This is a genomic window from Providencia vermicola (assembly GCF_010748935.1).
Classification (GTDB): Bacteria; Pseudomonadota; Gammaproteobacteria; order Enterobacterales; family Enterobacteriaceae; genus Providencia; species Providencia zhejiangensis.
Map to the genome: position 1 here is coordinate 3,233,746 of NZ_CP048796.1, position 19,969 is coordinate 3,253,714.

General features: G+C 41.2%; 17 protein-coding genes. 12 read left to right on the plus strand and 5 right to left on the minus strand.

Annotated features, from left to right (window positions below):
- The first annotated feature begins 63 nt into the window (after positions 1–63).
- The 5 genes from G3341_RS14585 (at position 64) to G3341_RS14605 (ending at position 6,265) form a co-directional block, all read left to right on the plus strand.
- Entirely contained in the window at positions 64–537 is a 474-nt protein-coding gene (locus tag G3341_RS14585) for a CidA/LrgA family protein (protein WP_163862695.1), read from the plus strand.
- Positions 531–1,226: a CidB/LrgB family autolysis modulator gene (locus tag G3341_RS14590; RefSeq protein WP_154624493.1), complete on the plus strand. Its 696-nt coding sequence runs from the start codon at positions 531–533 to the stop codon at positions 1,224–1,226. Before G3341_RS14585 ends, G3341_RS14590 begins: the two co-directional genes overlap by 7 nt.
- A 276-nt stretch (positions 1,227–1,502) precedes the next feature.
- Complete coding sequence (cdd, locus tag G3341_RS14595; protein ID WP_163862696.1) at positions 1,503–2,390, plus strand: cytidine deaminase; 888 nt, start codon at positions 1,503–1,505, stop codon at positions 2,388–2,390.
- 863 nt (positions 2,391–3,253) lie between these two features.
- Positions 3,254–4,951 carry an NAD-dependent malic enzyme gene (locus tag G3341_RS14600; protein WP_154622547.1) on the plus strand — a complete coding sequence of 566 codons (1,698 nt, stop codon included), beginning with the start codon at positions 3,254–3,256 and terminating at the stop codon, positions 4,949–4,951.
- A gap of 480 nt (positions 4,952–5,431) precedes the next feature.
- Positions 5,432–6,265, plus strand: a complete 834-nt coding sequence (locus G3341_RS14605; protein ID WP_163862698.1) for a rhomboid family intramembrane serine protease — start codon at positions 5,432–5,434, stop codon at positions 6,263–6,265.
- Between the two features lie 14 nt (positions 6,266–6,279).
- Here G3341_RS14605 and G3341_RS14610 read toward each other — a convergent pair whose 3' ends face one another.
- Positions 6,280–7,065, minus strand: a complete 786-nt coding sequence (locus tag G3341_RS14610) for a sulfite exporter TauE/SafE family protein (protein WP_163862700.1) — start codon at positions 7,063–7,065, stop codon at positions 6,280–6,282.
- A 40-nt stretch (positions 7,066–7,105) separates the two neighbouring features.
- Complete coding sequence (locus G3341_RS14615; RefSeq protein WP_163862702.1) at positions 7,106–7,918, minus strand: MurR/RpiR family transcriptional regulator; 813 nt, start codon at positions 7,916–7,918, stop codon at positions 7,106–7,108.
- A gap of 632 nt (positions 7,919–8,550) precedes the next feature.
- Here G3341_RS14615 and G3341_RS14620 point away from each other — a divergent pair.
- From G3341_RS14620 to sanA, 5 genes are all read left to right on the plus strand, one after another.
- The gene (locus tag G3341_RS14620) at positions 8,551–9,945 is read left to right on the plus strand and encodes a GntP family permease (protein ID WP_154622700.1); all 1,395 of its coding nucleotides are present in this window, start codon (positions 8,551–8,553) and stop codon (positions 9,943–9,945) included.
- A 17-nt stretch (positions 9,946–9,962) separates the two neighbouring features.
- Positions 9,963–11,120: an iron-containing alcohol dehydrogenase gene (locus G3341_RS14625; RefSeq protein ID WP_163862703.1), complete on the plus strand. Its 1,158-nt coding sequence runs from the start codon at positions 9,963–9,965 to the stop codon at positions 11,118–11,120.
- Between the two features lie 25 nt (positions 11,121–11,145).
- On the plus strand, positions 11,146–12,642 hold the full coding sequence (locus G3341_RS14630; protein WP_163862705.1) for a CoA-acylating methylmalonate-semialdehyde dehydrogenase: 1,497 nt from the start codon (positions 11,146–11,148) through the stop codon (positions 12,640–12,642).
- A gap of 132 nt (positions 12,643–12,774) precedes the next feature.
- On the plus strand, positions 12,775–13,536 hold the full coding sequence (locus tag G3341_RS14635) for an IclR family transcriptional regulator (RefSeq protein ID WP_196714056.1): 762 nt from the start codon (positions 12,775–12,777) through the stop codon (positions 13,534–13,536).
- Positions 13,537–13,629: 93 nt separating this feature from the next.
- On the plus strand, positions 13,630–14,331 hold the full coding sequence (gene sanA / locus G3341_RS14640) for an outer membrane permeability protein SanA (protein ID WP_154622696.1): 702 nt from the start codon (positions 13,630–13,632) through the stop codon (positions 14,329–14,331).
- A 46-nt stretch (positions 14,332–14,377) separates the two neighbouring features.
- Here sanA and yeiB read toward each other — a convergent pair whose 3' ends face one another.
- The 3 genes from yeiB to G3341_RS14655 form a co-directional block, all read right to left on the minus strand.
- The gene (yeiB, locus tag G3341_RS14645; protein ID WP_163862707.1) at positions 14,378–15,550 is read right to left on the minus strand and encodes a DUF418 domain-containing protein YeiB; all 1,173 of its coding nucleotides are present in this window, start codon (positions 15,548–15,550) and stop codon (positions 14,378–14,380) included.
- 6 nt (positions 15,551–15,556) lie between these two features.
- Positions 15,557–16,216 (minus strand): GTP cyclohydrolase I FolE, encoded by a 660-nt coding sequence (gene folE, locus G3341_RS14650; protein WP_154622694.1) that lies wholly within the window; start codon positions 16,214–16,216, stop codon positions 15,557–15,559.
- Positions 16,217–16,429: 213 nt separating this feature from the next.
- A complete protein-coding gene (locus G3341_RS14655) occupies positions 16,430–17,599 on the minus strand; it encodes a YbfB/YjiJ family MFS transporter (RefSeq protein WP_163862709.1) in 1,170 nt (389 codons plus the stop codon).
- Between the two features lie 247 nt (positions 17,600–17,846).
- On the opposite strand from G3341_RS14655, the gene moeA reads away from it, so the two are divergent.
- Both moeA and moeB read left to right on the plus strand, forming a co-directional pair.
- The gene (gene moeA, locus G3341_RS14660) at positions 17,847–19,088 is read left to right on the plus strand and encodes a molybdopterin molybdotransferase MoeA (protein ID WP_163862711.1); all 1,242 of its coding nucleotides are present in this window, start codon (positions 17,847–17,849) and stop codon (positions 19,086–19,088) included.
- Positions 19,088–19,846: a molybdopterin-synthase adenylyltransferase MoeB gene (gene moeB / locus G3341_RS14665; RefSeq protein WP_163862713.1), complete on the plus strand. Its 759-nt coding sequence runs from the start codon at positions 19,088–19,090 to the stop codon at positions 19,844–19,846. Before moeA ends, moeB begins: the two co-directional genes overlap by 1 nt.
- Positions 19,847–19,969 lie beyond the last annotated feature (123 nt).

The following is a 19,969-nucleotide window of genomic DNA, read 5'->3' on the forward strand; positions in this document are numbered from 1 at the left end:
TCTGTAGCACAATAATAAAGTTAATTGTATGATGAATGCACTTAGCATAATAGGACGGGTCTCATGTCATTAAAACAAGTGCTGATAACCGGATGGCAGTATTTACGTGCTTTTGTCATACTTTATCTCTGCCTAATCATTGGGAACTTGTTATCAACACTACTGCCATTTTCTGTTCCCGGTAGCATCATCGGTATGTTAATACTGTTTGTGTTACTCGCTTTACAAATTATTCCTGCGCATTGGGCGCAACCGGGTTGCTCACTTTTACTAAAAAATATGACACTGCTGTTCGTACCCATCGGTATTGGCATCATGAACTACTACAGTCAATTAAGTCAGCAACTGGTTCCCATTCTTGTAGCCTGCTTTATCAGTACGTTAGTGGTGATGGGGGTGGTAGCTTTTAGTTCTCACTACATCCATAAAGAGCGTCAAATCGTTGGGGCAAAGCCAGATGAGGTCCCCCTTCCCCCTGAAGAACCAACAAAAATACCAACAGATAATCAGCAAGATAAGGGGAATGGCAAATGTTAGAGCATATTTGGTGGTCACTACCGTTAACGATCGCTGTTTTTTATCTGGCACGGTTTTTATCGGTTAAATTAAAACTCCCACTGTTGAATCCATTATTAGTTGCGATAGCGATTATTGTGCCATTGCTGATTTTCACTCATACCCCCTATGAGCACTATTTCGCGGGCAGTAAAATTCTGAATGACCTATTGCAACCTGCTGTTGTTGCATTGGCATTTCCACTTTATGAGCAAATGCATCAAATTCGTGCCCAATGGAAATCTTTATTCAGCATATGTTTAGCCGGTAGTTTAGTCGCTATGTTTACTGGTACAGCCATTGCTTTATGGTTAGGTGCAACACCTGATATTGCGGCATCAGTATTACCAAAATCTGTTACAACACCTATTGCAATGGCTGTTGCTGATTCTATTGGTGGTATTCCCGCGATTAGTGCAGCTTGCGTCATTTTTGTTGGGATGTTAGGTGCTATGTTTGGCCATTCATTGTTCGATGCTTTACGTATTCGAACACATGCCTCACGAGGACTGGCTATGGGCACAGCGTCTCATGCTTTAGGAACAGCTCGTTGTGCAGAAATTAATTATATTGAAGGTGCTTATAGTTCTTTAGCATTAATGACCTGTGGGATTATTACATCCTTACTCGCCCCGTTTATCTTCCCTGTCATACTTCATCTTTTCGGCTAGACTCAATACAACGAAGAGAGGCTTATCGCCTCTCTCACTCTTTTTTGCATCAAAAACTTGAGATACATCTCTCAATTATAAAATTTGTTTCATTCATTTCACAAAAATAGTGACTACAGTCACATATGAGGGTATGGCTTATTACATATACTCTCAATCATTCGAGGTATAGTTAAACGACGAGAAAAGGAGTCGCTAGGAAGCTAAACACCATACCTCAACATAAAGCGCCGCCATTGAGTATAGAATGTAAGCAAGTCATTAGGAGAGCAACTCATGCATTCAAGATTTAAGTCCGCTTGGTCTCAACTTCCAGAAAAGTTACAAACTGCGCTCAGACCTATTATTGATACACCTGACTTTCAAGCGATGCTGAGTGCCGAACACGTTAATCAGATTAAAACTGATTGCGGTTATAGTGACAGCGAGCTGGCATTTTTATTATTACCCTTCGCCGCCGCCTATGCCGTTACCCCAATTTCACACTTTAATGTGGGCGCAATTGCCCGTGGTGTGAGTGGTAACCTGTATTTCGGTGCTAATATGGAGTTCAGTGGTGTCGCTATCGCGCAAACTATCCACGCCGAGCAGTGTGCGGTGACACATGCGTGGTTAAAGGGCGAAAAACAATTAGCGTCGATCACCGTCAACTATACGCCATGTGGTCATTGCCGACAGTTTATGAACGAATTACGGGGTGGTGGCCAAATCGCAATCCACTTACCAGAACGCCAACCAGCAACATTGCATGATTACTTGCCCGATTCATTTGGTCCATCTGACTTAGAAATCACAACGCTACTGCTGGATACCGTTGATCATGGTTACAGTACGCCTAGCCGTAACCGGTTATTATGTGCTGCTATTGAAGCTGCAAACCAGTCACACGCACCTTATAGTCAATCCCATTCAGGCATTGCACTACAGCTAAAAGATGGCTCATTATTTACTGGCCGCTATGCCGAAAATGCCGCATTCAACCCAAGTCTACCGCCACTGCAAGCGGCATTGATTATGGTTAATTTAGCAGGTAAAGGTATGCATGCCATTGAACAAGCGGTGTTAGTTGAGAAACAAGATGCTATCGTTAAGCAGTGGTGTATAACTGAAAATACATTGCAGGCGCTCGGTTGCCAGCAAAAAGAGGTCATTTATCTCGATTAATTGTTTATCTGTTTAACTGCCGCCAAATAAAATAGCGGCAGTTTTATTCATATAGACTTTAACAATCGATAATAAAATCAAGAGAAGATCAACACACTTAAAATATAAGCACATCTCATCATACGTGTATTGCGATATAGCGTAAAAACACCAAAACCAAAATTAAATGCGGCTATAGTCGACACATCAAATCAATATGCCATTATATTTTGAGAATTATCAACCTCCTCTTCTTATCTTTAAGCCTTGATAAACGATCGATTAACCATTCTGCCTTTTAACTATTGAGATATCATCAATGGCAGTAATCGCAAAACAAGCCTGTATCAAACCGATAGACAGTGGTCGTAGATAAAATTCAATGAATAACGTTAGTTTGACATTATCATACTTTATTTTAATATCGCTATATTCTCTACGAATAAATTAATTTTATCACGCCTTTAAATTCTATTTATCAATATGCATATTTTATGCTTCAGATATTTAGCAACCTATTATCGTCATTCATTATTGAAAGCTAATGACAATATTTTAAATAAATATATACGTTAATGTAGCACAAGGCATCGCACTTTATTATTTGAGCCCTATTGCTCGTTTCCACTGTTCGTCGCTTTTTTGGTGCTTTTGACTCCTCTTAAGCGCACTGTGCTGGCGCTAAGCATCCTAGGTTATCCTTACCCTTTAAGTCGTACAATTTCCCTTTTGGTTTAAGTCTTCTATTATATTGTTTATTATGCAAATAATATAAATTAACATTTATTTTAACTCTTTGTATCAATAATCACTGTACATATTTTTTGTTTGCCTTAGGATCTATCTCGACTGTTGTTTTTTAATCGTCCGAAGAGTGATATTTCATGGAACATGAATACGAAACAAAACGCCCTCTGTACATTCCTTATGCAGGCCCTATCCTGCTCGAGTTTCCTTTGCTAAACAAAGGAAGTGCTTTTAGTGAAGAAGAACGCGCTAGCTTTAACCTTTATGGCCTACTGCCAGAGCAAGTTGAAACTATTGAAGAACAAGTTGAGCGTGCCTATCGACAATTAATTGATTTCAAAACTGACATCGATAAGCATATTTACTTAAGAAATATTCAAGATACCAACGAGACCTTGTTTTATCGCTTGATTGATGCCCATCTTACAGAAGTGATGCCAATCATTTATACCCCTACTGTTGGTGAAGCGTGTGAACATTTCTCTGATATCTATCGCCGTGCACGTGGTTTATTCATCTCTTATCCAAACCGTGAATATATTGATGATATGCTGCAAAATGCCACCAAACAAAATGTTAAAGTGATCGTTGTCACTGACGGTGAGCGTATTTTAGGTTTAGGCGACCAAGGCATTGGTGGTATGGGTATCCCTATCGGCAAGCTCTCACTTTACACCGCCTGTGGTGGTATTAGCCCAGCGTATACATTACCAATTGTCATTGATGTGGGAACCAATAATCCACAACGCCTCAATGATCCTCTATATATGGGATGGCGCCATCCACGTATTACTGGTGAAGAATACGACCAGTTTATCGATGAGTTTATTCAAGCGGTGAAACGTCGTTGGCCAAATGTTTTATTGCAATTTGAAGATTTTGCACAAAAAAATGCCATGCCATTGCTCAATCGCTATCGCGATGAGCTTTGCTGCTTTAATGATGATATTCAAGGTACTGCGGCTGTCACATTGGGAAGCTTAATTGCTGCCAGCCATGCTGCGGGCAGTAAATTAAGTGATCAACGCGTTACCTTTTTAGGTGCAGGCTCTGCTGGCTGCGGTATCGCCGAGCAAATCATTGCTCAGATGAAATCTGAAGGGCTAAGTGATGAACAAGCGCGTTCACGCATTTACATGGTTGACCGTTTTGGTTTATTGACTGATAAACTGCCTAACCTGCTTGATTTCCAAAGCAAACTAACCCAAAACAGCAATCATTTAAGCGATTGGGATGTCAATAGCGATTCTATCTCTTTATTGGATGTCGTACGTAATGCAAAACCAACGATCCTAATCGGTGTGTCTGGCCAAGCCGGTCTGTTTACAGAAGAGATCATCAAAGAGATGCATAAACACTGTGAACGTCCTATCGTGATGCCACTCTCTAACCCAACATCACGAGTAGAAGCCCGCCCAGAAGATATTATTAATTGGACAGACGGTAAAGCATTGGTCGCAACAGGAAGCCCATTCTCGCCAGTTTCTTATAAAGAGAAAATCTTCCCAATTGCTCAGTGTAACAACTCCTACATCTTCCCAGGTATTGGCCTTGGCGTTATCGCGTCAGGTGCAAAACGTGTCACAGAAGCCATGTTGATGGCAGCAAGCCGTGCATTAGCTGAGTGTTCACCACTGGCAAAAGAAGGTGAAGGCCCACTGTTACCACTATTGTCTGATATCCAACAAGTGTCACGCATTATAGCAAAACAAGTCGCTAAAGAAGCTCAAGTGCAAGGTGTTGCAACAGTAACATCAGATAGTGCATTAGATGAAGCGATCGAGCGTAACTTCTGGAAACCTGAATACCGGACTTATAAACGGACTTCATTCTAAGATAATAAGGGCACCTTAAGGTGCCCTAGATAATTCCACCAGTAATTATCTTTTATCATCAACCTAAAAATAGCTTTCATGTCTCAGTGAGTGAATATTGGCATTCATTTATTGATGAGTTGTTATTTGTCATCATAAGATCTCATTATACCTATTTGTAGTGAATAATGGTCCATCATGTTATGTTCATCAATATCGCTATCCTTCTAGTAGAAAAAGAAAAATCACTGAATTTAATTAAAACGTTTATTGAGTAAGAATAAAAAAGAGAAATGTTTTTTTAACGTCGTTAGTGCATAATGATTGATTCATATATAACGTCTAAATCTCATACTTCTTTCTCTAATTCTTGAGCCGACTTAAATTTAAATTCATTACGTATGTACTTGGCTGTGCTAATGATGCTTTTCATCATAAAATAGCCGTGATATACCGCCGTATTTTTATTAAGATCGTTATCTTTAAAGAGGGGGAGTTGAGATGATAGGACAACAAAGGCATACACTAAAATCACGCTCTTTCCTACGGGCAATGGCTCTCACGCTGATCCTTGTCCTGCTGAATATTGCCGTCTATTTCTATCAAATTGCTTTCGCTTCTCCCCTTGAATCACGGGAAAATAACTTAATACTGTTTGGTGCGAATGTTTACCAATTATCATTAACCGGAGATTGGTGGCGTTACCCTATTAGTATGATATTACATTCAAACGGGATGCATTTAGCTTTTAACTGCTTAGCGTTATTTGTGATTGGCATAGAATGTGAACGTGCTTATGGTAAATTAAAAGTATTAGCTATTTATATTATCTCAGGTGTCGGAGCGGCGCTATTTAGCGCCTATTGGCAATATTACGACACGATAAACAATCAAATATGGTCAGACAATACGGTTTATATCATCATTGGTGTAGGTGCTTCCGGTGCAATTATGGGGCTTGCGGCTGCATCCGTCATCTATTTGCTAAAAGCGATTAATAAGCCACACCCTCACCCTGTCATACACTCAAAGCAAAAGCGCCAACTCTATAATATTATTGCAATGATCGCATTAACGCTGGTAAATGGTTTGCAATCTGGTGTTGATAATGCTGCCCATATTGGAGGGGCTATTATTGGTGCACTAATCAGTATCGGCTATGTTTTAGTGTCCAAAAAGTCAGCGATGACGAGTGTTAGCATCACGGTTATTGCCGTGCTCCTGCTTGCGTTAGCGATCCACTCTTTTTCATTTTCTACAGATGAAAATTTACTGTATGAACGTCAATTTATTTATCAAGAGATCAATAAAGAACTTCACATGGCACATAAATAAAGTATTAAAGGAGATCATGCCTGCATGATCGCTTTTAGGGTCATCATAATTGCGCTACATAATATCAGCAACAATGTCATATATTGAAAAGCTCTTTCTGACAGCTTGATTAATAAATATTTAGCTAATGGCATCACCAATAATGCACCGATACACAAAGTTAGCGCCAATTTGAGATTTGTATACCCATTTTGGGCATAAGCCAATGCAGAAGCGCCCGATAAGACTGTTGTAACAACAATTGAAGTTCCAATAGCTTGCTTAATATTTAATTGCATATAACGCAACAACATCGGTAAAACGACAATGCCCCCACCAACCCCCGTTGCACCAAGTACAATTCCCGCAATTACCGCTGGTAATGCCATTGTTTGAAATGGATTTCCTTGAGCAATATTTTTTTGAATCGGTGCAGCATAAAACATTCGATGAACAAATAAATACAATGAAAAAATAATTGCGGCAGCAACAAGTAGGTTAATTGCCCATTCAACCGTCTTTTGATATTCAGGGAAACTTCCTAGCCAAGCAACCAATAAGCTCGACAAAAATGTGCTTGGCAACATAATTGCTAACACAATAGCCGCGCCCTTTAATGGGATATTCCCTAATCGAAAATGCATATACGAGGATGATACCTTCATCAACATCGACAGAAAATTAGCCGTTGCAACAGCGGCTAATGCATTAAGCCCAAAAAAATAAGTCAAGATGGGCAAAACGATCACACCACCACCGACACCAGTTGTACTAATAATCAAGCCAATCAATGCACCGATGGCTAATTCAGTTAAAATCACGATACCTTATCCTGCTTTACATAAACGCTCATCATTTCTTCTATGATACGTTATTTATATCTTGATTAACGAGCGTTAAGTATTTAAAAAATAAAGTGTCGAATACAACCATTTGCAAAATTTGAGGTGTGATTATGCCAAGTTGAGAAGGCTGTTCATCATAGAAATAAGGCAGTACTATATCCGCTAAACGTGCCGACTCATCTTGCCCAAAACGGGTTATCGCCACGATGGTACAACCTTTTTGTTTAGCTGTTTTTAGCATGCCATTCATATCGGGCTTATTACCCGTTGCAGTGACTGCAATCACAAGATCATGCGCATTCAAATTAACTGAATAGCTAAGTTGCATATAGAGGTCTGGACTAAATAAAACATCTTTATTTGCATTAATCAGTTTATGAAAAATATCATTCGCAACAATAGTCGAAGAGCCAATTCCCAATAACACGACACGTTTTGCGGCAACCATCTGTTGCGCAATACGATCCACTATTTTAGGTTCAAGTAACTCTAATGACTTTTCAATAGCCACAGTAAACATTTGGCCGGATTTAGTAATGATCTGATTTGTATCATCATAATAGGTTAGATTACTATACTCGTTTTTTATTCTATGTTGTTTTTCATCAGATAAGTAATCGACCTTAAACTCGGGATACCCACGATAACCCATTTGACGAGCAAAACGAATCACCGATGCACTACTGACACCCGCTGCCTGAGCAAGTTCAGCAACATTCATTGCAAGATGGCTCATATGACTGCTATCTAACAAAAAACTGGCGATACGTTGTTCAGTGCCTTTTCCCCTAGTGAGTAAACATTCCAACTTTACCCTCATTGTCGACATACCTATTCCTTCTTGTTATTTTTATCAAAAAAACCAGTTTTGACATAGCAACAAGTCCAATACTCTTTTTCTTAATATTATGATTTTAATTACTTTATTTAGTCTAACTCTGAGATTAAGACGCGATTTTTTTATACTAAAATACGAATAATATTTTTATATAAGTAGAATATCTAAATGTCGTGATTATGCTGCCTTTCATCGCTCTGACTCTGACAAATAAGCCCTCACAATATTTTCAGCTAGAAACGTATATTATCTCCAAAAGCATTATATTTTATAAACAGAACAAATAATGAGCTTTGATTTAAACACCAAAAAAATTTCTTTTTCTCCTAACTTGCGTACTCCTCTTCATCGCAATCAATGCGGATGCCATTTTTATCTCAAATTTCCTTCAATAGCTGTTTGCGATCTCAATCACGAGTTATTAACGATTTGTTAACTTTTCTGTGATCCAGACAGTTTTTCTTTTCTTTTCTCTCCGAATCCATTTGCTCATTACAATTATCTCATCTATTAATACAATTCATATCAACCAACGATACGGATTAACAAAAAGATTATTTTGCGGCCGATAAAAATAGAATCCTAATAATCAGCCTGCGATTAATAACACTGGAGAAACGGTTATGTTGAGTATCCTAGGTATTATTCTTTCCCTACTGATGTTGATGTATTTTGCTTACCGTGGCGTAAGCGTTTTACTGCTCGCTCCTATCCTAGCGCTATTTGCTGTGGTGATGAGTGGAGATATCACACACTTATTTGGTGTCTACACACAGGTCTTTATGACTGGTCTAGGCGGCTATGTCATAAAGTATTTTCCATTGTTTTTACTGGGTGCCGTCTTTGGGAAGTTGATGGATGATTCAGGCTCAGCTCAATCTATCGCCTATTCATTGGTCAAAAAATTAGGTGGTCACCGTGCGCTACTCGCCGTCGTTATTACTTGCAGTATCTTGACTTACGGTGGGGTCTCATTATTTGTGGTTGGCTTTGCTATCTTCCCTATTGCAGCTGCAATTTTTCATGCTGCCGCTATTCCTAAACGCCTGATCCCTGGTGCTATTGCCCTTGGCTCACTCAGCTTTACGATGACTGCTTTACCAGGAACGCCTGCGATTCAAAACACCATTCCTATGCCATTTTTTGGAACCGATGCTTTCGCGGCTCCCGGTCTTGGCTTGATTGGTTCTGCCGTGATGTTTGCGGCTGGCTATGGCTGGTTGAGCTATCGTGTCCGTAAAGCCAAACATGCCGCAGAAGGCTACGGGGATATTTATCATGCACCAGAAAAGCATACTGATGATGAACACCATCATTTACCTGCACTATGGAAAGCCCTGTTGCCAATCGTATTAGTTGTCTCCAGTAACTATGCACTCAGCAAACTCATTCCTCTAATGAATACCGAATACCTCTCTGATGCTAAATATGGACATGCCAGCTTAAATAGCGTTTTAGGCTTGTGGGCGATTATCGGCGCGCTGGTACTTTCTTGTGTCACGATCATTTTACTGAATTGGTCACGCTGGAAAGATTTGAAAGAAACCATGAACAAAGGTGTGATGGGTTCGTTATTACCTATTTTCAATACCGCGTCAGAAGTTGGATATGGTGCAGTCATCGCCTCGCTCGCGGCATTTGCCGTAATCAGTAATTATTTACTCAGTATCTCCGCTGGCAATGTGCTGATTTCCGAAACAATTGTCATTAGCATGCTTGTCGGTACAACAGGTTCCGCTTCCGGTGGCTTGAGTATCGCTCTTAGTATGATGGGGGAACACTTTTTACAACTTGCTGAAGCAACAGGCATCTCTCCTGAATTACTACACCGAGTTGCAGCTATGGCTTCTGGCGGTCTTGATACTTTACCGCATAACGGCGCGGTGATTTCACTACTTGCTATCTGCGGTCTAACTCACAAACGTTCCTATCTCGATATTTTCATGGTGACCGTCATTGGCAGTCTGTTAGGACTCATTGCTGTTATCTCCCTTGGCTCAATATTTGGCTCATTCTAAAACAAAAGGAAATGGTTATGTCTACGATTGTGCTACCAAGAACACTTGAAATTGGTCATAATTCAATCAAGCGTCTACCGAATATCTTACAAGGCCTAAATTGCCGTAAACCTTTGATTGTAACAGATAATATGATGGTTAAGCTCGGTTACCTGAGTGATTTACAATCGATATTATCTCAGGCAGGTATTGAAAGTGATGTCTATTCAGACACCGTTCCTGAACCGACTGCGGCCTCTATTCAAGCCGGTATTGATAAAGTCCGAAGTGCCGATTTTGATGCTGTCGTTGCACTTGGGGGTGGCAGCCCAATCGACAGTGCAAAAGCAATTGCAGTGATCGGTAAATTGGGGGGGGTTATCAATGAATACCGGTTTCCTCGACAAGTCGAGGAGCAAGGTCTTCCCATTGTTGCTATTCCTACGACGGCGGGAACAGGCTCCGAATGTACCAGAGTCACCATCATTACGGATGAGAAAACGGATGAAAAACTAATGTGTATGGGCACCGGTTTTATGCCCATCGCCGCTATCGTTGATTACAATTTAACACTGAGTGTTCCTGCCAGAACAACAGCTGATACGGGTATCGATGCAATGACACATGCCATCGAAGCTTATGTAAGCCGTAAGGCGAATTTATATTCAGACAGCCAAGCGCTGTGTGCCATGAAGCTCATCGGCCCTAATTTACGTAAAGTTTATCATAATGGTAACGATAAACAGGCACGTGAAGCCATGATGCTAGGCTCAACACTTGCTGGCGTTGCTTTTTCTAATGCTTCCGTAGCACTCGTACATGGTATGAGCCGCCCTATTGGTGCCTTTTTTCATGTTCCACATGGTCTTTCTAATGCCATGTTACTTCCTGCTGTCACTCGCTTTTCATTAAATGCAGCAAAAGCACGCTATGCGACATGTGCCCGTACATTAACCTTTGCACAAGAGACAGATAGCGATGATGTCGCCTGCGAAAAGCTGATTAATACCCTTGTCGAACTCAACAAGGAACTTTCTGTTCCAACACCAGCGGAATTTGGCATTGATAAGCAACATTTTTTCTCAGTTGTCGACACCATGGCAAAACAAGCGGAAGCCTCAGGTTCACCAGGTAATAATCCGCGAGTTCCAACTGTTGATGAAATGATCGCTATCTACACACAACTTTGGGATTAAAAACTGAATTAATTGGAGAAATAAAATGAATATCGTCGGACACCTCATTCATGGTGCAATCAATGAAACCCATTCACGCTTACAAGATATTTATAATCCAGCTACCGGAGAAGTGAGCCGTCAGGTCGCTATCGCACCAAAAGCTACCGTCGAAGATGCAATCGATGCGGCTCACAAAGCATTCCCACAATGGCGCGATACACCCCCGATGAAACGTGCACGCATCATGTTTCGTTATAAACAGTTACTCGAAGAGCGTGCCGATGAGATTTGTCGATTAATAGGTCAAGAGCACGGTAAAATTGTGCACGATGCTGCCGGTGAGTTACAAAGAGGCATTGAAAACGTCGAATATGCTTGTAGTGCACCAGAACTCTTAAAAGGTGAGTTTAGCAAAAATGTGGGGCCTGGCATTAATTCGTGGAGTGATTTCCAACCTCTAGGGGTTGTCGCTGGGATCACCCCCTTTAATTTCCCTGCGATGGTGCCATTATGGATGTATCCATTAGCACTCGTTTGCGGGAATACCTTTGTCTTGAAACCTTCAGAGCGTGACCCAAGCGCCACCCTGTATATAGGCCAACTGCTAAAAGAAGCAGGTTTACCTGATGGGGTCTTTAATATTGTTAATGGTGATAAAGAAGCTGTTGATACGTTATTGACTGATAAACGCGTCAAAGCTGTTAGCTTTGTTGGTTCAACCCCTGTTGCACAATACATTTATGCGACAGCTACGGCACATGGCAAACGTTGCCAAGCTCTCGGAGGCGCTAAAAACCATGCCATTGTTATGCCAGATGCCGATATGGAAAACGTGGTTAACTCACTCTTAGGTGCTGCTTTTGGATCATCGGGTGAGCGCTGTATGGCTTTATCCGTGGCTGTTGCCATTGGTGATGAAATCGCTGATGAGTTGGTCAGTCAGTTACAAGAACGGATGTCTACCCTAAAAATGGGAGTTTACAGTGATAAACATAACGATTTCGGTCCCGTTATCACTCGAGAACATCAACAAAAAGTCATTGGGCATATCACTAGTGCAGAAAAGCAAGGGGCAAAAATTATTGTCGATGGACGAAATGCCAAGGTAGCAGGCCATGAAAACGGCTTCTTTGTTGGCGCTACACTTATCGATAACGTCACCACCGCTATGGATAGCTATCAAGCTGAAATTTTTGGCCCAGTTCTGCAAGTGATCCGCGCTAAATCGATGCAAGAAGCCATGGATATTATTAATGAGCATGAATATGGTAATGGTACTTGTATTTATACCCGTGATGGTGAGGCAGCGAATTATTTTGCAGACTATATCCAAGTGGGCATGGTTGGGATCAATATTCCATTACCTGTACCAGTTGCCTATCATAGCTTTGGAGGGTGGAAAAATTCACTATTTGGTGACCTGCACGCTTATGGGCCAGATGGTGTCCGTTTCTATACCCGCCGTAAAACAATTACTCAGCGTTGGCCTTCAGCAAACTTACGTGAAGGCGCTGAGTTTTCAATGCCGACAATGAAGTAAAATTTAACGCATAGCTTCTCATCTTTTGCTTGATGAGAGGCTATTTTCTTCCCTCCTTCCCTCTATCACTCTTGCTTCACACCTGCGATAATGCCACCATGGCAAAAAATTTATGTTAAGAGAAACCGTCTATTGAATACACAGCATGATAAAAGTTCAGCCGTAACACGCGTTTTGGCCATTTTGGAGCACATTGCAAAATCTGATAATCCTCTTTCACCTGCTGATATTGCTCATGATCTGGCTATCCCTAAACCGACTGTTCATCGTCTTCTTGCTCAACTTAAGCAAGATGGTTATCTACAAATGAATTTAAGAGGGCTTTGGGAACCGGGAAATCGCTTACTCCAGATATCGCAAGGTGTTTGGAATAGTGTTCGTTTTAAGTCTGCACGCCAAGTCATACTGAGAACACTGGCAAACAATATCAATGAAACCTGTGGAATTTCAGTGCCGAATGGCTTAGAAATGCTGTACTACGAAAGAATTCAAACCAATTGGCCACTACAAATTAACTTACCGGAAGGTAGTCGTACGCCGCTTTGGTGTACAGCCAGTGGTAAGCTGTACCTTGCAAGCCTTAGCGAAGCCAAACGACAAAGCTTGTTAAAAGCCCTCCCTATTCATCAAATGACACGCAATACGCTAGTTGACATGTTTGAATTAAATGCTCAACTCGATAAAATCGCTCAAACTCAAATCAGTACGGATAATGAAGAGTTTATTGATGGGATGGTAGCCTGTGCAGTACCTGTAAAAGATGAGAAGAATCGGTTAATTGCTTGCATTTATACGCATGCACCATCAATTCGAACCCCTCTAGGATCTCTACTTGAACATGTTCCTGTAATGCAACAATCGGCACTTGCGCTGAGCCAACTCGAACACTGTTAAATCTATTGACAGGATTTTACGTTGCTCAACTTGCTTCCCCCATTTAAGTCAAGTAGCCTTATCATTACGACTATTATTATGAAGGCAAGGACAATGAGGAAACGTCTGCTTTATGGTCTAATAACTATTTTAGGGATAACTTTAGTCACTATTATTTTACTTGACCGCTGGATCGCTTGGGAAACTGCCCCTTATATCTATGAAAAAGTTGAAGAGCTGCCCGCACGTGATGTCGGGATGGTTTTAGGGACATCGAAATATTATTCGACAGGCGCTCAAAATTTATACTACCACTACCGAATCCAAGGTGCCGCAGATGCTTACCATAGCGGAAAAGTAAAATATTTACTGCTAAGTGGTGATAATGGCGCTCATAGTTACAATGAACCGATTACCATGCGCAAAGATTTAATCAAGGCCGGTGTTCCCGCCTCTAAAATTGTTCTCGATTTTGCAGGTTTTAGAACGTTAGATTCTGTTGTTCGTACTCGCAAAGTATTTGATACGGATAATTTCACGATTATCACTCAGCGCTTTCATTGTGAAAGAGCTTTATTTATTGCTAAACATAAAGGTATCGATGCACAGTGTTTAGCTGTACCAACGCCAAAAGCCATGTTTAAGGTAAGAGTACGTGAAGTATTTGCACGGTTAGGGGCATTGGCTGATCTCTATATTTTAAACCGTGAGCCTAAGTTTTTAGGGGAACAAGAATCCATTCCTGCACCAATCAAAATGCCTGAAGGAATGAAGGGTTATCCTGCCGTTTCACCCGATGAAGTAAATAAAATTTAATCCTTTTTATTCATTAGGCAGTTATCAAACATAACTGCCTAAATGCTTATTTCGGGCTTTCTAAGCAATTGGATATGGTGTCAGTCAGTTTGCGCCATCCCCATTCGATTGGGCCTTGCGTGAAAAAGTGTAACCAATAATAAGAAAACAGTAAGTTGATTAGCCATATTGGCACAATAAACGCTAATAACTCGAGTCGAGAAAACTTATTAAAGTAACTCAAATGATAAAAAATCGTTGTACAAATAAAGGTTTGCAATAAATAATTACTTAATGCCATACGCCCTGTACATTGCAACATCTTAGCAATGACACACGTTTTTATACTTTCCCAGAAACCATAAACTAGCGCAATATACCCTAGTGATTGTAGCGGGATCATCAATTCATTAATAATATAGCCAACAATCGAGGTAGCAAAATACCCCCAACCAAATTGACTTTGTAGATAAAGTGACAAAATTTGCACCAACAAAGCCGGTGTGATCAATAAAATGGCCATACGTCGATAATGCTGCGAACTAAATTGCCCACATAACCATCCATTACGGATTAATAAAAACCCTGTTATCATTAATCCAAGTAACTGCCAACCATATTGAATAAATAGCATTTCGACCATGTTGAGTACAGATTGTGCTCGATATAGCAGGCTAACACTTCCCCCCGTTGTTTTTTGTAAAAATTCAGAGAGTGCTTGTTCTTCAGACACACGCCAGAAGTTATCTGCATCGACCGAAATACCAAGGAAAAATAAAATAATGAGCCCAATGACATAAATAAAACAGGCAAATTTTAACAAATATTGCTGTGTATACTGCTCAAAAATAAATAATGCCATTACTCCCGTAATCGCGTAAGCGAGTAAAATATCACCATCCCAAAGCCCTACACCGTGAATCACGCCTAAAATCGCTAAGATCGCTAAACGGCACATATTCCACCGATAGCCTTTACGATGTAAAAGTGCCAAAGTTGCACCAAATAAAATCGAAAAAATAGCTAAAAACTTGCCTTGGAAAAAGAGATTAAAGACGCCCCAGACGAGGATGTCTGGTTGGCTTACCGATTGAGAATACACAGGATTCATATAGGCCATTTGCGGCAAAGCAAATCCAAAAATATTCATTAATAGAATACCTAAGATTGCAATGCCGCGCGTTGCATCAAGCCTATCAATGCGCCTTTGTTGGGATTCAGGCGATGCCATGACAGCCATAATGCATTACTGATGGCGTACTGCGCGCAAAAACTCTTGGCGCGTATTTTGACTTGATTTAAATAGCCCACCTAAAGAAGTCGTCGTCGTTGCGCTGGTTGCATCACGAATACCGCGAGCTTTGACACAGTAGTGTACCGCATCAATTGATACCGCAACATTATTTGTTCCAAGTAATGTCTGTAGCGCAACTAAAATTTGCTGAGTCAAACGTTCTTGAACTTGAGGACGTTGAGAAAAGAACTGAACAATTCTATTGATCTTCGAAAGACCTATCACTTTATCTTTTGGAATATAAGCAACCGTCGCTTTTCCATCAATAGTGACAAAGTGATGCTCACATGTACTCGTTAATGTAATATCACGTACAGTCACCATTTCGTCGACATTCATTTTATTTTCAATGACGGTGATTTTTGGGAAGTTCGCGTAATCTAGACCTGAAAAAATCTCATCAACATACATTTTAGCAATACGTTTTGGGGTATCTGCTAAGCTGTCATCGGTTAGGTCTAAATTCAGTAACTTCATGATCTCTGCCATATGCCCTTCAATTAGCTGCTTACGCTCTTGCCCAGATTTAGGTTGGATGCGTAACGGCGTTTCAAGCCCTCTCGCTGCCAGAGCAGCATGAACCAATTCGGCTTCTTTACTCAGAGATGACATTAGATTCTCCACAAACGATATAACGATTTTTTATAAAAACGCAGGTGTGCGCCGTACTCTAAAACAGCATGTATCGATAATCCAGCATTACCGCCATGGTTCATATGAAATATTTGCATGAACCAATATTTATTTCATCATGATACACCGTCGAATTCTTTAGCGGCTATATTATTATTTCTCTAATAAATAACATATTTACCGCTATAGTCTTTATCTAGAACGGCGATAGACTAACCCACCGGCAATACACAAAGCCATAAATGCGGTATACAGTGCAGGTTCCAGTTTTCCTGTTAGCAAAGTAGAAATGAAGGACAGTGTTGGGCCCACTAATTGACCTATGGCATAAAAAGTAGTGAGTAATCCAGCCATAAAGCGATTATGTTCGGGGGCTAATTCACGACCTAATTGCATTGATAGCTGTACAGCACACATAAAGCCACCACCAATCAATATCGCGGCCATCACTAATCCCGAAATACCTGAAATCACTTCCGCAATGAGAATGCCAACCCCTTGTAACCATAACGTGATGGCTAAACGATTTTGCGTTGTAGATACCGTCCTTAATAGCATGGCGATAAGAATACCAAGTACAGCTGACGCACCAAAAACGGGCCAAACAAACTGGGCAAATAGGCTATCAGGAAAGCGCTGGGAAGCCATTTGCGACAAAAAGGTCGCAGGTAATATATAGCCAAATCCAGCTAATCCATAACTCCATACCAAGCGCTTAATTTCCGGCGTAAGATGCAGCTTTTTCACGTCTCCTGCTGGACGATGCCATTGACCCGTTCGAGGAATATAACGACTGATATACAAGCTAAAAATAAGGGCCAACACACCATAAATCAACCAACCTTGGCTGGCAGATAATTGCCAATCTTGAATCGCAACGGCGAACATACCGCTAATAAATATGCCTGCTCCTGTCCCCGCAAACACCGCGACACTTAACGCTGGGCGATTTAACCTCGCTAAATTTTCATTTGCCCAAGCAACGACCAACACTAATGACATGCCACTCGCCCAGCCAATAACAAAACGCGCGAGACTATGAAGTATGACATCACCAAGAAGTGATGATATTAATGTGATCGCAACTGCTCCCCATATCCCCAACCACATACGGACTTCAATATGCTGACGAGCTCGCATCGCATCAAATGAACCCAATAAATATCCTAGATAATTAAATGCAGCAACGACACTGGCGGTAGAGAGGGTTAGCTGATGCTCTTCAATCATTAACGGAACTTGAGGCGTGAGCGTAAAACGCCCTATTCCCATCACGACAATTAATGAAAGAAATCCGCTAAAAGCAATATGAAAAGCACTAGCGCTACGGCTTGAATGGGGATGTTTCTGCGCTACAGCCATAAAATCCTTTGTTTCATCTCAAATGCAATAATTAATTTGATTACTGGTTTAACATAGCATTCACAAAAAAACAATTTTGTTTATGCCTAATAGCAGACTGTTTTCTGTGTGGTTTTTCCTACGAAATCCAATCAAAAGCTATTCTGAATCAATTTCTATTCATTCACCCATCGCAATATCTCTGCCATAATAAGCAGTACGACAGTATTTTAAGCCTCAATGGCAAAGCAGAAATATAGGGGTAATAATGGACATGTGTCATACCGCGGGATTGATCTCTCTTGAGCAAGCACTAGAAAAAATTCTTTCTCAAACACAAGCTGTGACTAGCTCAGAATCCATTCCGCTCACAGAATCGGCCCAGCGCATCACCGCAGCTGACATCATCTCACCAATGAATGTTCCCCCATTTGATAATTCTGCAATGGATGGCTACGGTCTTCGTTTCGCAGAGTGGGATGGTAAAACCCCTATGCCTGTAGCAGGAAAATCATTCGCAGGCCAACCAATGCAAGGGGAGCTTCCCCACGGTAGCTGTGTTCGCATTATGACTGGCGCACCCATTCCACAAGGTGTCGATACTGTCGTCATGCAAGAAGAGACGGAAGAGACAGCTCAAGGGATCTTATTTACAGGTACTGTCAAACAAGGTAGCAATATCCGCCGAGCAGGCGAAGATATCGCCAAAGGAAGTTGCGTACTCCCTCGCGGCACGCTGCTATCCACAGCCCAATTACCCCTTATCGCGTCTTTGGGCATTGCAACGGTCAATGTACATCGCCGTCTAAAAGTTGCACTATTTTCTACAGGAGATGAGCTGCAAGCAGTTGGTCAACCGTTGCAAGAGGGGCAAATCTACGACACTAACCGCTTTACTGTCCGCTTGATGCTCGAAAAACTCAATTGTGAAATTATCGACTTAGGTGTTATTCCTGATTCCCCTGAAAAACTTAAACAAACCTTTATTGATGCCGATAGCCAAGCTGACTTAGTGATTAGTAGTGGCGGTGTCTCCGTGGGGGAAGCTGATTACACGAAACACATTTTAGAGGAGCTAGGAGAAATCGGCTTCTGGAAACTTGCCATAAAACCCGGCAAGCCATTTGCTTTTGGTAAACTCCATTCAGCGTGGTTTTGTGGATTACCAGGTAACCCTGTCTCCGCGGCACTTACCTTTTATCAACTCGTACAGCCGTTAATTGCTCGCCTTTCTGGAAATAGCCAGTGGCAAGCGCCAATGAAATTTAAAGTTCCTGTGACTACGCCATTGAAAAAAAGCCCCGGCCGTCTGGATTTTCAACGTGGGATCCTAAGCGTCAATGAACATGGGCTGCTGCAAGTTGCAACAACAGGGCATCAAGGCTCTCATGTGTTTAGTTCCTTTAGTTTAGCCAACTGCTTTATCGTCTTAGAAAGGGAACGAGGACATGTCGCCGCAGGCGAAATCGTTGATGTCGAAATGTTCAATGACCTACTCAAAAGTGAATAATGACAGTGCAAGAGCTTACCGATCAAGAAATGTTACGCTATAACCGTCAAATCATTTTGCGTGGATTTGATTTTGACGGTCAGGAGAAACTCAAGGCCAGCAAAGTGCTGGTCATTGGTCTCGGTGGTTTAGGTTGCGCAGCCACACAATACTTAGCGGCTGCGGGTGTCGGTCAACTCACCTTAGTCGATTTCGATACCGTTTCACTGTCTAATTTACAGCGGCAAACCTTGCACCGTGATGCGACGATTGGCCAACCTAAAGTAGATTCCGCTAAAGCTCAATTAACAGCGATCAATCCACATATTTGTATTGAGACGATCAATGCACAGTTGGATGATGTGCAACTAAATGAATTAATCACAACACATCATGTAATACTTGATTGCACCGATAATGTCGCTATTCGTGAACAATTAAATCGTCTATGTTTCCAACAAAAAAAACCGCTGGTGTCAGGTGCCGCTATTCGCATGGAAGGACAATTGTCAGTTTTTACCTATGAAGATGACACCCCTTGTTACCACTGCTTGAGCCGCTTATTTGGTGAAAATAGTCTAACCTGTGTAGAGGCAGGTGTAATGGCTCCATTAGTCGGAACGATTGGTACACTGGAAGCGATGGAAACCATCAAACTGCTCACGCAATATGGGAAAGTGAATACGGGTAAGGTGTTATTCTTTGATGCGATGACGATGGAGTTCCGCCAATTTAAACTCACCAAAGACACCCATTGTGAAGTGTGCTCTCAGCAATAACATTTTTGTCGATGATATGTGGCGGTTATTCAAATGCCGCCCAAATTAAGAATAATCCTAAAAAATAAATTATTTTTGCTTTAACCTTATACTATCCCCTTTCGTGTTGGCTGGCATGAATAA